Origin of the sequence: Rufibacter sp. DG15C, assembly GCF_001577755.1 — a bacterium.
Taxonomy (GTDB): domain Bacteria; phylum Bacteroidota; class Bacteroidia; order Cytophagales; family Hymenobacteraceae; genus Nibribacter.
In genome coordinates this window covers 1,342,260-1,357,056 of sequence record NZ_CP010776.1, presented here as the reverse complement: position 1 = coordinate 1,357,056, position 14,797 = coordinate 1,342,260, and the positions used below count along the sequence as shown (strand labels likewise).

Here is a 14,797-nt window from a genome sequence, read left to right as displayed (position 1 = left end):
ATCTCTTTTACCAAAGTTAGCTAACAAAAAAGGAGGCCGTTTCTGGCCTCCTTTTTCTGTTTCTGAGCAAAAGTAGTTCTTAGCTACCGCAAGCTTCGCAAGCGTCTGGGTTGTCCAGAGAGCAGGCCATGTCGCTTTGGTTCTGTTCCACATTGTTATACATAGGGGCCAGGGTTTCGGCGGCTTGTTTCTCAACGGTGAACTTGATGGCGTCTGCGGCGGCTTTGGTGCGCAGGTAGTACATACCGGTTTTGAGGCCGCGCTTCCAGCTATGGAAGTGCATAGACGTCAGCTTCCCGAAGTTCACGTTAGACACGTGCAGGTTCAGGCTTTGGCTTTGGCAGATGTACGCGCCGCGGTCGGCAGACATGTCAATGATGGTGCGCTGGCTGATCTCCCACACTGTCTTGTACAGGTCTTTGATGTTCTGCGGAATGTTAGGGATGTTCTGCACAGAGCCGTTCGCCGAGATGATGGCGCTCTTCATCTGGTCATTCCAGAGGTTCAAGGCAATCAGGTCATTGAGCAAGTGCTTGTTCACAATCATGAACTCGCCACTCAACACACGGCGCACATAAATGTTAGACGTGTATGGCTCAAACCCTTCATTGTTACCCAAAATCTGCGAGGTAGAAGCCGTAGGCATAGGAGCAACCAATAGTGAGTTACGCACACCATGCTCTACTACTTCCTGGCGCAAGGCCTCCCAGTCCCAACGACCGCTTTCTGGCGTTACGCCCCACATGTCAAACTGGAAGATGCCTCTGCTGATAGGCGAACCTTCAAAGGTCTCATACGGTCCTTCTACTTTGGCCAAATCCTTAGAGGCTGTCATAGCCGCAAAGTAGATGGTCTCAAAGATTTCCTTGTTCAGGCGGGCCGCTTCTTCGCTCTCAAACGGCATTCTCAATAACAAGAACGCATCTGCCAAGCCTTGCACACCTAGACCAATTGGACGATGGCGCATGTTAGACTTCTTGGCCTCTGGCACCGGATAGTAGTTCACGTCAATCACCTTGTTCAGGTTCTTGGTGACGGTGTAGGTAACCTCGTATAGTTTGTCGTGGTCAAATTTCTTAACCCCGTTTTCTTCTTTAATGTAGCGCGGCAAGGCAAGCGAGGCCAGGTTACACACGGCAATCTCATCGGCGTCTGTGTACTCAATAATCTCAGTACATAGGTTAGAGCTCTTGATAGTACCTAGGTTCTGCTGGTTAGACTTGCCGTTGGCGTGGTCTTTAAACAGCATATAAGGGGTACCCGTCTCGGTCTGAGATTCTAGAATAGCGAACCACAGTTCCTGCGCTTTGATGGTCTTGCGGGCCTTGCCTTCCTTCTCGTATTTCTCATAGAGACGCTCAAAGTCCTTACCCCAGGTGTCAGAAAGGCCTGGGCATTCGTTCGGGCACATCAAGCTCCAGTCGCCGTTGGCTTCTACGCGCTTCATGAACAAATCTGGCGTCCAAAGGGCCAGGAACAAGTCACGGGTACGCATCTCTTCTTTACCGTGGTTCTTGCGCAGATCCAAGAAATCAAAGATATCAGCGTGCCACGGCTCCAGGTAGATGGCAAACGCACCTTTACGCTTTCCGCCGCCCTGGTCCACGTAGCGGGCCGTGTCATTGAACACCTTCAGCATTGGTACCAAACCATTGGACGTCCCGTTGGTGCCTTTGATGTATGAACCCGTGGCTCTGATGTTATGCGCCGCCAAACCAATACCACCCGCGCTCTGTGAGATTAAGGCACAGTTCTTAAGTGTGTCATAGATACCCGGAATGCTGTCCTCTTTCATGGTCAACAAGAAGCAAGAAGACAACTGCGGCTTAGGCGTACCAGCGTTGAAAAGGGTTGGCGTCGCGTGCGTGAACCACTTCTCAGACATTAAGTTGTAGGTGATGATGGCCGACTCAATATCTTCTTTGTGGATACCCACCGCCACCCGCATAAGCATGTGCTGTGGGCGCTCAATCACTTTGCCATGCGCGCGCAACAAGTAAGAACGCTCCAGGGTCTTGTACCCGAAGTAGTCATAGTTGTAGTCACGGTCATAGATGATGCTAGAGTCTAGCATGGCCGCGTTTTTCTTGATGATGTCAAACACGTCCTTGGCAATGAGAGAAGCATTCTCACCCGTCTTAGGATCTACATAAGTGTAGAGCTGTTTCATGGTGTTGAAGAACGACTTCTGGGTTACCTTGTGCAGGCTGGAGATGGCAATGCGCGCCGCCAGAATAGCATAGTCTGGGTGCTTGGTGGTCATAGACGCCGAGGTCTCTGCCGCCAGGTTGTCCAACTCCACCGTGGTCACGCCGTCATAAATCCCGTCAATTACCTTTTTGGCAACTTCAATAGGGCTCACAAACGACATGTTCAGGCCGTAGCACAGTTTCTCTATGCGGGCCGTGATCTTATCAAACTTGACCGACTCCCTGCGGCCGTCTCTCTTTACAACTAACATACGCTACACTATATAGGTGAAAGGATGATTGGGGTCATCCCAGATATCTATTGCCTTTCGTTCTTTAAGCGAAAGGCGGCATTTTAATATGGAATCTTCTTTGGATTTAGCCCAGCCATCTGCCAAGCGTTTTTGCCCTACTTTCTGGAAAACAGCCCAAAAACGACTTTGGTTTTGAAAATCGCTTTGGTAAGTCTGTGCTCGGTTGTCCCCCTTTGAAGGGGGTAGGGGGATGATTCACTCTTGCTAAGCTCACATTCCCGAGAATATTTCTTCATTCTAAAAACAAACATTATCGTTTCCAGGCTCGCTTTGTCATCCCCCTGCCCCCTTCAAAGGGGGACGAAGAAGAAAATATTGCTTGGAAATAAATGCTTTGTCTTAAACAGCAACCCAACCAGTCATTGGGCGTTTTTGAACTGTTTCCGCCAAATCAGCCCAAAAACGAAAGCCGGACTGATGAATGGCGAGGTAAGAGGTTGGACTAGAAGTCTTCGTCCAGGGAGAATACGTTAGAGTCACGGTCGCTCATCACGCCAGATTTCTGGTATTCGGCCACGCGTTTCTCAAAGAAGTTGGTTTTGCCTTGCAGGGAGATAAGCTCCATGAAGTCAAATGGATTAGCGGAATTGTAAATCTTGCTACAGCCCAAAGAAACCAGCAGGCGGTCAGCCACAAACTCAATGTATTGGCTCATCAGTTTTGCGTTCATTCCAATCAGGTCTACCGGCAACGCATCTGTCACAAACTCCTGTTCAATGGCCACCGCGTCTCTAATGATGCTATGTACGCGCTCTTCTGGTAGCTTGTTTACTAACATTGAGTATAGCAGGCAGGCAAAATCGCAGTGCAATCCTTCGTCTCTGGAAATCAATTCATTAGAGAAGGTAAGGCCCGGCATCAAGCCGCGCTTCTTCATCCAGAAGATAGAGCAGAAAGAACCAGAGAAGAAAATACCCTCTACCGCCGCAAAGGCAATCAAACGCTCCGTGAAGTTCTCAGAGTTGATCCACTTAAGGGCCCACTCGCCTTTTTTCTTCACGCATGGCACGGTCTCCAGGGCGTTGAACAAACGGTCTTTCTCTTGCGGGTCCTTTATATAAGTGTCTATTAAAAGAGAGTAGGTCTCAGAGTGGATGTTCTCCATCATGATCTGGAACCCGTAGAAGCAACGCGCCTCCGGCATCTGCACCTCTTGCATGAAGTTGATGGCCAGGTTCTCGTTTACTATCCCGTCAGAAGCCGCGAAGAACGCCAACACGTGCGAGATGAAGTGACGCTCGCCGTCGTTGAGTTTCTCCCAGTCCTTGTTGTCCTGGGTCAGGTCAATTTCCTCTGCGGTCCAAAAGCTGGCTTCGGCCTGTTTGTACATCTGCCACACGGCGTCATTCTGGATGGGGAACAGGACAAAGCGGTTAGGGTTCTCTTGTAAAATAGGCTCCATAAGCGGTTACTAAAGTGGTGAATCTGTTGGTTGTGTGGAGGGTGCTGAGGATGCGTTTTCCTGCAGACACCGTGGACTGTAAACCTCTAAAAGAAGGTTGGTCTGCTCCGGCTTGAGATTTCAAATATAGGGACATTTACGTTGACCGCCCCGTCCCGGAGGTCTAAATTATCCATTTCTTATACAGCAGTTATCAACATTACAACTGCTTATAAATCAATAATTTATGAATTTTATCAAAATTAGAAAGCCCTAATATATGGAAAACTTAATAGAATGGAAGTGGTATCTTTTAGTAAAGTGAGGCAGAGTTGCATCTTCCAAAAATGGGTAAACGAAGGCCTGTGTAGCTACGGGAAAAAAGAAAGAAAAAATAGCACTGTGCGCTTGACATTCTCTTTCTTTTCGCTTACGTTTAGTCAGCCTTGTCATGCTGCGCTTTTCACTGCCATCTGTGACATTTAGGCTCCCTTCTTACCCGGCTGTTCAGTGCGGGCAGATTTTCTTTTGACTTGTCCACGCGTAAGTACCTGAGCATCAATACTAATTTAGTTTATCCACAGGAGTTACCCACAGGGGTGGGAAAACTTGCAAGGTGCTTAGAACCAAGAAACTAACCTGATTTGCTTCAATTAAAAATAAAGGCCCAGTAGTTGCATATATTAGAAGACGGGCTTACCTTTGCGGTTCAATTTTTTAAAATAAACGTAAGCTGATGTACGCAATTGTTGAAATCGCTGGGGTCCAGACGAAAGTAGAGAGCGGTAAGTTCTTCTACACTAACAAGCTTTCCGGCAATGAGGGTGACGCCGTAGAGTTCGCCAATGTTCTTTTGACTGATAATGACGGTACTTTAACCTTAGGCGCTCCGTTCTTGGACGGCGTGAAAGTGACTGGAACCATCCAGGGCCACTCTAAGGCTGACAAAGTGATCATCTTCAAGAAGAAAAGAAGAAAAGGCTACAAAAAGAAAAACGGTCACCGCCAACAGTTCACCAAAGTGTTGATCAACGCGATTGGTTAATTTTTGAGGTAAGGAAAATTATTGTAGAACCTATTCCCGGTGTATTTGCCGGGGTTAACATAGACTAGAAATGGCTCACAAAAAAGGTGTCGGTAGTTCTAACAACGGCCGCGAATCTCATTCCAAACGCCTAGGCGTTAAAATCTTCGGTGGCCAAGCCATCATTGCAGGCAACATTATCGTGCGTCAGCGCGGTACTGCCCATCACCCAGGCGCTAACGTAGGTATTGGCAAAGACCATACCTTGTTCGCTTTGACAGATGGCGTGGTTGCTTTCAGAAAAGGTGCTAAGAACCGTTCTTACGTATCTGTTCTTCCAAGAGAAGTAGAAGCTGCTAAAGTATCTACTACTCCTTCAGAAGAAGTAACTGCCTAAGCATACCCTCGCCGCAAGGCTAGTATAGATTTCAAGAAAGCCAATCCCCAGGGATTGGCTTTCTTTGTCTAAAGTATTTCGTTTTTGGCTTGTTTTCTGGGAATCAGGGCAAAAAAGGCTGTTGGCACAGACGCTCTCAGGTCTTCCCAGACGCTACGAGGTCTTTTTAGAGTCACCGCAGATGGTTTGGCTGCCAAAGCAATGCGCAGGAGACAAGGCGGTGCCGTTGTCTCTACATGAACCTCAGAAACTCATGTGCGTTAGCGAGGGAAGGCATTCCAACGTCTCCCATAGCAACCCGCCTGCCCTTGACTGAGGGAAAAGAGACTGGTCAATTTAAGTCTCTTTTCACGAGGGAGAAAGTAGTAGTCTGTCACTTGGCAGTGGCGTAAGGCAGCTATGAAACGAATCACTTCTCATGGTGCACCTCTCAGAGCCCCTGCCTTGTCTGAGCGGTCAGCGAGTTCGGGGGCTCTTGATTCTTTTGGTTAGGTTGAGCATCAAGGAGAAAAGTGACAGACGCCCGAACGGAGAGGAAGGAGTTGAAAGCTGGGAAGTAAGAGTTGGGAGGCAAAGGCCTAAATGAATAATCAGATAAAGTACGTCATCCCCCTACCCCCTTCAAAGGGGGACAGAAGAAGCTCCTTAAATCATTAATGCAAGCTTGGAAGCGCACCTTCACTACTAGCCGCTTGGGTTAATGCATACAAGACCGGCTTGCTAGGGCTAGCATCCAACACCAAACTGGTCACCTGCAAATTCAACAGGTACAAACCATCCGCCACCGCGTCCGGCACAAAAATCAACTCCGTAATAGTAGATGCCAACCGCGTAGCACTTGGATATTGCCAGAAGGCATGATGCGCCAACAACTCCCCGCCATCTTCTTCTCTATCTACAGACGGTAAATCCAACAGCAAATGCTCTACGCCATTGTCTGCCAGAAAGTGAGCCAAGGCTGGTTCTATATAAGTAGGATTGGTGCCCGAGTACTGCGCAGTTCGTTTCGCGTCTGTATTGGGGAAAGTGCGTAAGATGAGTGCCTCTGGTAAGTTCTCCAAAGACAGTTGTGCAATCACATCAGAAGCCACTACTACTGAATCGCCGTTCTCCTGTTGTTGCGGCATGGCAGAAACCACCTGCGCTACAAACAGAAACCGTGATAGGCATTTGTCTAAGGTAGCGGCGGGATCTGGGGAGATGTGGCCATAGCACTCGGTGTGGGTGCCGTTGCCGTGCGGTGTGAGGTGCACGCGCTGATAGTTGGTGGACCCTCCTAGCGCTACACTGCCTACAAAACTGCCGACTACGATGGTGTCTACTTGCACCGGCTCGGCCCAAAAGCAATTCACATTCTCTGGCCCAGCCTGCAACGGCAAAGAAATATCCAGGGGCTGCAAGGGGTTGAACTGGTAGGCTTGGCCTTGATACGATATGGTGGCGGTAGAAGAAAGCATGGCAGGCGTTTTTGGGCTATTTCCGCTAAAATAAGCCAAAAACGACAAATCTGCATCACAACTGGAAAGTAGCCAACGTCTGCGTGTTGCTGGCCCGCTGGTACCAATCATTGTACACCAGTTCTACTTGTTCAATTGTAAAACTGCCAAAATCGGTCGCCCTAAATTGCTCTAACAGACTCAGGAAAGCTGCTGGGTTTTTTAACGGTGCCTGAAACCTAAGCACCGTGCTATGGGCGGTGTGAATTTCGTAGCGTTGGTCAATGGTGTGAGGCAGGTCAGAATTCTTAAAGGCCGTGCGCACTTGCTCCCGCAGCTGTTGCAAACCCTCGCCATCCGGAAAGCCTTGCACCATGATACACGAGGGAGAAGCCGTTATGCCTTTGTAATAAATGATAAAAGGCTGGATACCATGTAATGCTTCTTGTAACAACCGGCAATAGTCACCTGCCTGAATAGACCTTGAATCAAAGTCAGGTAAGCAAGAGATGATGGAAAGAAGGGTCAAGTGTAGGTCCTGGGCGGGGTAGTAATACTGCGAAGGCTCAACAACTTTCAAACGTTGCAACATCTCTTGGATACGCGTCTGCACTTCAGGGTTTGGTCGGGCGAGTAGCGTGATGCCTCTTCTGGTGTCTGGAGTTTTGCTGGCTAAGAATGGGTCTAGTTCAAAACTTCCTTGGGAGAACTGATGATGCGCCTGTCGCCAGAGCGTGTCATACTGGTCAGAAAGAGATTGGGGTTTGGTCATCTGGGAAAGACAGCGAAGAAAAGAAAGACGTTTTTGGCCTGTTTTCGCTAAAGTAGCCCAAAAATGGAAAATCAGAAGCAAGGCGTCTCAAGTCCCTGCTTCTGATTTCTATTTACTGCGCTAGCGGCTTAGAGTTGTTTCACCTCCACCGGAGTAGTGGCCCGGGAGTTGCGCACCAGGCAGATGTATTGGAAGACATCGGCAAGGCCCGTGTTCTCCTGCTTGAACGCGATGCTCTGGTTGGGCATCAAGACTTTAAAGCTAGCCAGACGGGCTGAATTTTTGTAAGGTGTGCCGGGCGCATCGGTCTTGAACAGCGTTATGGAATTTTCCTTGGTCACAGCGCGCAGGTCCTTGATGCCGTTCACAAACACCAGCGGCCCGTCATTGTTGGTCATGGTGGAGTTCACGAAGCGCTGTCCCTTAGACACAAAAGACGGCATAGAGGCGGTGGGCATCATGCTTTCGCTGTCCAGGGTATACACACCAATGGACACGGCCTTGTTCTTGAACGGCGAGTTGGCGTGCTGCAACAGATAGGCGAACGGCGTGCCACGCTCCACTTCTACCGGAATGGCGTGGAACATGCCCCACATGCCGTAAAATTTCTCCTTTTGCAGGCCTTTGCTCTGGACTAGCGTGTTCAGGTTCAGGTACATCACGCTGTCGCGCTTGGTTCTGTCTGTGTAATAAACGGCATTCTGCAAAGTATGGCGCAATTCAAAAGTGAGGTTGGTGCTGTCTTTGGTGATGAGTCCTTTGGCCATTCTAGCAAGAGCGTCAGTGTCTAGGCTGTCGGTCATGGTAAGCATGCGCAGGCTGTCTTGTAGAGGGCTTTGGTTAGCCGGAAGCGTAACCACTAATTGCTTTAAATGGCGGTGCAGGGTTTCTGGGTCCTGAACGCGGTCTACGCCCACAATGGAGATGCGCTGGGCCTCAGGTAAAGTCTGGTTGTAGGCGCGTATCTTCTTAATCTTGTTCATGAAATCCTGATTACCCCATTGCGCGTTTAGGCGGGCCCAGAACTGAAACACCACGTCCAGGTTCTTCTCATCGCCGGTCAATAAGTACTGGTTCAGGAAATGGGCTTGGCTGTAGTCTACTTCAGCTAGGTAGTGGCGCATGTTCACTTTTTGGTTAAGGTGTTTTACCAGCGCGAAGTCCAGTTCCTGCGGCTTGGCGGTGCCGTGCGCTTCGCCTAAAAAGAAGACTTGGTTTTTGTAGAATGCGCTGTCAAAAATGGAAAAGGCGGGGTCTTTCGCTGGCGTGATTTCTTCCTTGTATTTGGCTAGGTACGCTTGGTGTAGCGTGCTCTCTCCGCCTACGGCTACCAGTCTATAGGTAAAGTAACCAACGGCGGCCAAGGCTACCAGAACAATAGGCGTAAGGAGGACAAACAGGGCGATTCTTTTCAGTACTTTTTTCATGACGAGGTTTGGTTAATCGTTTCGTCAAAAGTACGGGGCGATAAAATGCGCCGCTGGGCAATGGGGCGAAAGGTGCCGTTTTTGGGGCCACAGGCACGTTTTGGGACGAATGGCAAGGTCCCCTGGGGCGATTAGCTGGCCACGAAGAACAATTTCACTACACTACTAGACGCCCTGGCCACCGGCACCGTCTGCTCGGTCTGCGTAAAGTGCAGCTTATACCCCTGCGCGTTCCCCGATACGTTCTGCACCCGGTCCAGATTCACCAGATAGGACCTATGACAGCGCACCACTTCGGGGTGGGTGATTTGGTTCTCTAGCCGGCTGAGGCTACTGCGCAACAAGTGTTTTTGCAGGATGTTGTTCTGGTGGTAAAAGACCGTGCAATAATTGTCACTCGCTTCAATGTACAGAAGGTTGGTGGCTTCTAAGGTGAGCGTGTCTTTTTCGTTCTCCGCAACGAACGTGATATGCGTATTGGCTGGTTCAGGTTCTATAAGTGTTGGGCTAGAGGGATCAGGGCTGTCCAACACCAACGGCGCGGCAACCGGCTCTTCTTTTCTCACCAGCTCAATGGGACGGTATTTCTGCAGGAGGTACACATACATGATGAGCACAATGAGGATGGCCGGCACCAAACCCATCATGAAGGCCACCAGAATCATGTAGCTGATTTGCGCTATAGAGAACGGCATAATGCCCATGGCTGCGCCATACACCGTGCTCAGGAAACCGCCTGTCACAAAATGCACCAGGTTCCAGAGAATCTCCTTGCCCACGTTCCAACGGCTCTCATGAAAGAAACCGGGAGCCATTCTTCTGAAGCCATAGAAGTTGAGAAACACCGAGAAAGCCGCCACCAGCCCGTACCCCGACAAGACCAGATTCTTGGTAGGCGAGTGCCAGTTATAGGACCCGAACGGCTGAAACACCACCAGGCAGAACGCAATCATGGCCCCAAACAGCAGGGAAAGCCCCAGCGTCTTGGACAGGTTCAGTTCACTTACCGGAAAAGGCTGTTTGAAAAACGAAAGCATGGGGCACACCACTAAAGTCTAAGGCAATCTTGCGCAAAGGAAAGATACACAGATTTTGCCCAGCCGGGCAACACACGTTGTCACGAAGCCCAGATTTAGTGGGACAATAGTTTGAGAGCCTCACTGCCAGTGGAAGCCATTTTTGGCCTTATTCCCAGAAAACAGGCCAAAAACAGAATTACTACTGCTTAATGCTGATGTTGTATTTGGCCAGTAGGCCCAAGGCGCCCTGCGTAGAGAATTTGGCTTTCTTGATGCGGTTCACTTCGGGGTCTAAGGTATAATTGTAAGCTGTGTAGAAGTCTGCCTTCTCCAGATTGGTGTTCTGGAAAACCGTTCTGAGCAGGTCGCAGTCAGCAAACTTGGCTTCGGTGAGGTCCGTGTCCGTGAAGTTGGCTTCTTTGATGCTGCAGCCGGTGAACTTGGTCTTCTTGAAATTCTTCCGGCCAAAGAACGCGTAGTCCAGGGAGCAATTGGTGAATTCCACACTCAGCAGAAAGTCATGGCACCCGCTAAAGTCCACGCCCATGATTTTGCAGTGCGTGAATGCGACGTCCTGTAGTTTGGCGCTGTTCAGTTTGATGTTGCTCAGGTTGCAGTGCTCAAACTGGCACTCCAAGAAGCTGTTGTTAGAAAGGTCTGTGTTGGAGAAATCGCAGTTCTTGAAGGTGCACCCGTCAAACTCCCTGCCCGAAATGGCCTGGTTGGTATAGTCAATGCCTTCAAACGTCTTGTTCTGGTGCAGAATGTCTTTCATAGTGTAAACTTCTGCAGAAGTTAGGAGAACATGAAGTTGTTTTTGGCCAATTTATTTGTTGATGGGTGGGCGCTTCTCCCAAATAAAAGCAAGTGCTCGTGCCCGGCCCAAATCGCTTAAGATATATGAGCCAGACACGAGCACTCACCAAAAAGAATGGCACGCTAATGCTCCGGAGAATCCTGTACACTAGCTTACCTCTGACGGACGCGCACTTTGGGAAAGGAGTCAGAGGCAGGAGCTATCAAAGGCGCGAACATGGCATGGCCAGCCAGATTATCCAGACGCGGGAAGGGAGAGATAGTACTGGTATCTGGGTTTGCTGAAGGAATAGCCGTGCTTTCTACCGTTGAACTAACATGCACGGCGGGTTGGAGGGTAGAGATGAAATACAAACCACCCAAGAGAAGAAGGGCCAGACAGGCCAAGCCGGCTAACAAAACAGAACTGGCTTTTCTTGGGCTACGGGGAGCGGAAGCAAGCGAATGAGCGTTGGTTGCAGTTTCCATAAGTAGAAAAGGTTAGTTTCTCTTAGGATGCAACGGCCACCCCTTTTCCACACGCAGCCGGCTACATCAAGAAATAACCGTCGGGTTGGGCCGGTTCTGGTACGTTGGGCTCGCCTAGCATCTGTTTAATGTTAATCTCAATGGTACGGGCAATAGCGGTGACCGGCGTGTCTGTGGGTTTGTCCATGAACGGGTCCTGGATGTGGCGGGCGGTCTTCTCTACCAAGAAGAACGTAGAGGCCACCGCCGTGAGCACCGGTATTTCATACACGCCAATGGCCTCTACCAGCGTGAACGACAGAATAACCAAGAAGAGGTAGATGAAGAAATGGATGAACATGCTGTAGGTGGCCGGAAACACCGTGGTGTTAATGCGCTCTGCCCTGCCCATGGAGTCCACCAGCCGGGTAACGGTGCCCGAAACCTGCGTTTGCTGCATTTGGTTGAGCGCTTGTTCCTGGTACAGCCGGTTTACGTCTTGCATGTGCAACTCCAGCAAGGCCAGCGGTTTGTTCATCTTGTCTTGTAGGTGCGCCAGTTCTTGGGCCGGAATGAATTCTTCTAAATGCTCCAACGGATTTTGCTTGCGCAGACTCTGTCCCAGGCTGTAGCACCAGGCAATCTGCCGAAGTCCCATACCCCGCACCACAGCCTGAATGTGTGGTTTCTGGGCGTCTGCCGAGGAGATGAACGCTTTCAGTTCCAGCATGAGCGCGCGGGAATCGTTCACGATGGCGCCCCAGATGATGCGTGCCTCCCACCACCGTTCATAGGACTGGTTCAGGTTGAATGCCAATAGCAAGGAGATGCCCGTACCCAGCACAGACGCCAACCCAGAGGGCACCGGTGGCAGGGCATCAGTTAGGACCAACTTTAGAATATGAAACGAGATGGAGAACAGCAGCACGCGCAACACATCTACCCGTATTTTCCGGAAGATGTACCTGAAGGGAATATTATGGGACAGCAGCATAGTTCTATGAACATTAGAAAACGACTTAGTGGCGTAACCACCAAATAGCCGTCTTGTTCATACGCACGTGTCTTTCTCTGGATATGGTAATGCCGTTTTTGACCTGATTTCTCTAAAACAGGCCAAAAACGGCATTCATTATTTCTTACTTAACACCCTTCCACCATTGCTCCTGCGGCAAGGTACCCGTAGGTTCCCAGCGTTGGCCAATAATAGGCGTAGCCATCTGGATGTTGAGTTGTCTGGCGGCTTTGCTCAGGCGCTTAATAGGCTCTTGCCAGGTGTGCAGGGCCAGGGAGAAAGCACCCCAATGCGTAGGCATCAAGACTTTGCCTTTCAAGTCTACGTGGGCTTGGGCGGTTTCTTCGGGCATCATGTGAATGTATTTCCAGGCCTTGTTGTACTGGCCGCACTCCAGCATGGTCACATCAAACGGGCCGTACTTCTCGCCAATCTCTTTAAAGTGCTTGTCATAGCCAGAGTCTCCCCCAAAGTACACTGAGTTGCTGGCCGACTTCAACACCCAGGAGCACCAGAGCGTTTTGTCGCGGTCATTTAAGCCTCGGCCAGAGAAATGGCGGGCTGGGGTGGCGGCCAAGGTGAGGCCCTCATAGGTGGCGGTTTCCCACCAGTCCAGTTCCGTGATTTTCTCCGGCGCTACGCCCCATTTTACCAGGTGCGCGGCCACGCCCAGCGGCACGAAGAAGTGTTTGGCTTTCCCCTTCAGTTTCTCAATGGTGCCGTGGTCCAAGTGGTCATAATGGTCATGCGACAGCAACACGATGTCTAAGGCCGGCAGGTCTTCAATCTTGATGGGTAAGTCTTTATTAAACCGCTTAGAACCGATGAACGAGACCGGCGAGGCGCGCTGTCCCAGCATAGGGTCCGCGAAGATGCGCTTGCCCCCAATTTCTATCATCACCGCCGAATGTCCGAACCACGTAATCACGGGCGTCTGGCTGGGCGTTGCCTGAAAGTCACCTGGCTTCAAGTTGACCATGGGCAAAGGGCCTTCGGGCGAGGAACCGTCTACGCCGGTAAAGAACTTATAGAAGATTTTGACCTTGTCCAGTAACGGCGACTCGTCCATCATGGGCGTGTGCGATGCGTTCTGAAACTTGCCGTTTTTAAAGTTGGGGGACTTCTGGATTCTGTCCAGGCTCTGGCCCTGGGCCGTGGCCCCAAACGTAGGCGCAAACGACACGAACAGGCCGCCGCCCAAGGCAATGGCCCCAATAATGGAAAGCAAAATGAGCATAAATTTCTTCATGGGATAGAGTCTCAAAGGTATAACCCCTGAGCGCATAAAATGATTAGTGGTATATTGTTAGATACCAAGGTGAAAGTGGATGTTCGTTTTTGGCCTGTTTTCTGAGAAGTAGGCCAAAAACGAATGACGGCTACTCGGTTTATTCAGTCTCTTCCGGTAGCAGGAACAAGTCCAGTGCAATTTCATCAGCCAGGAGTTTGCCGGCCTCGGTGAGAAGGAGGGTTTGGCTTTCTATGCGTAACAGGCCCTGGGATTGAATTTTAGCTAAGTAGGCTGCGTGTAAGGTTAGCAAGTCCATGCCCCATTTCTGTTGCACGTAAGCGGTGTCACAGCCCCAACTGGTGCGCAGGGTGGTCATGACATACTCGTTCACGCGGTCCTCTATAGACAGCTCCTCAACGGTGCAAGGCAGTTGACCTAGTTTCAAGGCTTCTACATACTGCGGGTTGTGCGCTTTGTTGAACTGCCGGCTCACGCCGTTGAAGGAGTGCGCGCTAGGGCCTATGCCCAAATACGGGACCTGCCGCCAGTAACTGCTGTTGTGTTTGCTCTCAAAGCCGGGCTGGCAGAAGTTAGAGATTTCATAGTGCAGGAAACCGTGGTCTTTGGCCTCGGTCATGAGCAGCTCAAACTGCTGGGCCACGCGTTCTTCCTCGGCGGGCGTGAATTTTCCTTTCTTCAGCCGGTGGCCTAGCACGGTGTTCGGTTCAATGGTCAAGGCGTAACAAGATAAATGTTGCACGTTCAAGGCGAAAGCTTTGGCCAGGTCCTGTTCCCACAGCGCTTCGTCCTCGGCGGGGATGCCGTAGATTAAATCTAGGGATATGTTGTCAAAGCCGAGGCTCTTCGCCAGCGTGATGCATTCCACGGCTTCTTGCGCAGAGTGCGGTCGGTTCATGAGCTGCAGGTGCGGGTCATGGAACGACTGCACCCCAATGCTCAGCCGGTTGATGGGCGTTTGCCGTAAGGCCAGTAGTTTCTCGGGTGTCAGGTCGTCTGGGTTGGCCTCTAGGGTAATCTCGGCGTCTGGCGTGACGGTGTGCAACTGGTAAATGGCGTCCAGCAGTCCCTGAATCTCGGGCACCGACAAGATGGACGGCGTACCGCCTCCGAAGTAGATGGTCTGGATAGTTTCGCCGCGCAGGTAGTCTTTCTGCAGAAGCAGTTCCTGATGCATGGCCTGCAAGACCGCTTCTTTCAAGCCCAGCGAGGTGCTAAAATGGAAGTCGCAGTAATGGCAGGCTTGTTTACAAAAAGGGATGTGAAGATAAATTCCGGCCAAAGTGCGTTATAGGTAAAAGATGAAGGATA

The 14,797-nt window shown here is 50.5% G+C and carries 13 protein-coding genes; 2 read left to right on the top strand and 11 right to left on the bottom strand.

Features of this window, described 5'->3' with window-relative positions:
- Positions 1–79 precede the first annotated feature (79 nt).
- Both TH61_RS05665 and TH61_RS05660 read right to left on the bottom strand, forming a co-directional pair.
- Positions 80–2,461: a ribonucleoside-diphosphate reductase subunit alpha gene (locus TH61_RS05665; RefSeq protein ID WP_066507043.1), complete on the bottom strand. Its 2,382-nt coding sequence runs from the start codon at positions 2,459–2,461 to the stop codon at positions 80–82.
- A gap of 484 nt (positions 2,462–2,945) precedes the next feature.
- Positions 2,946–3,905, bottom strand: a complete 960-nt coding sequence (locus tag TH61_RS05660; protein WP_066507041.1) for a ribonucleoside-diphosphate reductase small subunit — start codon at positions 3,903–3,905, stop codon at positions 2,946–2,948.
- A gap of 715 nt (positions 3,906–4,620) precedes the next feature.
- Between TH61_RS05660 and rplU the strand changes: the two genes are divergently transcribed.
- Both rplU and rpmA read left to right on the top strand, forming a co-directional pair.
- Complete coding sequence (rplU, locus tag TH61_RS05655; RefSeq protein ID WP_066507039.1) at positions 4,621–4,929, top strand: 50S ribosomal protein L21; 309 nt, start codon at positions 4,621–4,623, stop codon at positions 4,927–4,929.
- 70 nt (positions 4,930–4,999) lie between these two features.
- The gene (gene rpmA / locus TH61_RS05650) at positions 5,000–5,305 is read left to right on the top strand and encodes a 50S ribosomal protein L27 (RefSeq protein ID WP_066507037.1); all 306 of its coding nucleotides are present in this window, start codon (positions 5,000–5,002) and stop codon (positions 5,303–5,305) included.
- A gap of 653 nt (positions 5,306–5,958) precedes the next feature.
- Here rpmA and TH61_RS05645 read toward each other — a convergent pair.
- The 9 genes from TH61_RS05645 to hemW all read right to left on the bottom strand — a co-directional run bounded on the left by TH61_RS05645 (position 5,959) and on the right by hemW (position 14,768).
- Positions 5,959–6,762, bottom strand: coding sequence for a cyclase family protein (locus TH61_RS05645; RefSeq protein ID WP_066507034.1), 804 nt, complete (start codon positions 6,760–6,762; stop codon positions 5,959–5,961).
- 55 nt (positions 6,763–6,817) lie between these two features.
- Complete coding sequence (locus TH61_RS05640; protein ID WP_066507031.1) at positions 6,818–7,513, bottom strand: 2'-5' RNA ligase family protein; 696 nt, start codon at positions 7,511–7,513, stop codon at positions 6,818–6,820.
- Positions 7,514–7,641: 128 nt separating this feature from the next.
- Complete coding sequence (locus TH61_RS05635; RefSeq protein ID WP_066507028.1) at positions 7,642–8,940, bottom strand: hypothetical protein; 1,299 nt, start codon at positions 8,938–8,940, stop codon at positions 7,642–7,644.
- 131 nt (positions 8,941–9,071) lie between these two features.
- Positions 9,072–9,977 (bottom strand): LytTR family DNA-binding domain-containing protein, encoded by a 906-nt coding sequence (locus TH61_RS05630; RefSeq protein ID WP_066507018.1) that lies wholly within the window; start codon positions 9,975–9,977, stop codon positions 9,072–9,074.
- 181 nt (positions 9,978–10,158) lie between these two features.
- Positions 10,159–10,734: a pentapeptide repeat-containing protein gene (locus TH61_RS05625; protein ID WP_066507016.1), complete on the bottom strand. Its 576-nt coding sequence runs from the start codon at positions 10,732–10,734 to the stop codon at positions 10,159–10,161.
- 194 nt (positions 10,735–10,928) lie between these two features.
- Positions 10,929–11,243, bottom strand: a complete 315-nt coding sequence (locus TH61_RS05620) for a hypothetical protein (protein ID WP_157600574.1) — start codon at positions 11,241–11,243, stop codon at positions 10,929–10,931.
- Between the two features lie 61 nt (positions 11,244–11,304).
- Complete coding sequence (locus TH61_RS05615; RefSeq protein WP_066507013.1) at positions 11,305–12,216, bottom strand: bestrophin family protein; 912 nt, start codon at positions 12,214–12,216, stop codon at positions 11,305–11,307.
- Between the two features lie 145 nt (positions 12,217–12,361).
- Positions 12,362–13,486, bottom strand: a complete 1,125-nt coding sequence (locus tag TH61_RS05610; protein WP_066507010.1) for an MBL fold metallo-hydrolase — start codon at positions 13,484–13,486, stop codon at positions 12,362–12,364.
- A 139-nt stretch (positions 13,487–13,625) separates the two neighbouring features.
- Positions 13,626–14,768, bottom strand: a complete 1,143-nt coding sequence (gene hemW, locus TH61_RS05605) for a radical SAM family heme chaperone HemW (protein WP_066507009.1) — start codon at positions 14,766–14,768, stop codon at positions 13,626–13,628.
- Between the last annotated feature and the right edge of the window lie 29 nt (positions 14,769–14,797).

Bases quoted from the DNA above. Each gene is read 5' to 3' on its own strand.
- rplU (WP_066507039.1), top strand. From the start codon at position 4,621: ATGTACGCAATTGTTGAAATCGCTGGGGTCCAGACGAAAGTAGAGAGC.
- TH61_RS05620 (WP_157600574.1), bottom strand. From the start codon at position 11,243: ATGGAAACTGCAACCAACGCTCATTCGCTTGCTTCCGCTCCCCGTAGC.
- TH61_RS05645 (WP_066507034.1), bottom strand. From the start codon at position 6,762: ATGCTTTCTTCTACCGCCACCATATCGTATCAAGGCCAAGCCTACCAG.
- TH61_RS05610 (WP_066507010.1), bottom strand. From the start codon at position 13,486: ATGAAGAAATTTATGCTCATTTTGCTTTCCATTATTGGGGCCATTGCC.
- TH61_RS05635 (WP_066507028.1), bottom strand. From the start codon at position 8,940: ATGAAAAAAGTACTGAAAAGAATCGCCCTGTTTGTCCTCCTTACGCCT.
- TH61_RS05665 (WP_066507043.1), bottom strand. From the start codon at position 2,461: ATGTTAGTTGTAAAGAGAGACGGCCGCAGGGAGTCGGTCAAGTTTGAT.
- TH61_RS05625 (WP_066507016.1), bottom strand. From the start codon at position 10,734: ATGAAAGACATTCTGCACCAGAACAAGACGTTTGAAGGCATTGACTAT.
- rpmA (WP_066507037.1), top strand. From the start codon at position 5,000: ATGGCTCACAAAAAAGGTGTCGGTAGTTCTAACAACGGCCGCGAATCT.
- TH61_RS05660 (WP_066507041.1), bottom strand. From the start codon at position 3,905: ATGGAGCCTATTTTACAAGAGAACCCTAACCGCTTTGTCCTGTTCCCC.
- TH61_RS05630 (WP_066507018.1), bottom strand. From the start codon at position 9,977: ATGCTTTCGTTTTTCAAACAGCCTTTTCCGGTAAGTGAACTGAACCTG.
- TH61_RS05640 (WP_066507031.1), bottom strand. From the start codon at position 7,513: ATGACCAAACCCCAATCTCTTTCTGACCAGTATGACACGCTCTGGCGA.
- TH61_RS05615 (WP_066507013.1), bottom strand. From the start codon at position 12,216: ATGCTGCTGTCCCATAATATTCCCTTCAGGTACATCTTCCGGAAAATA.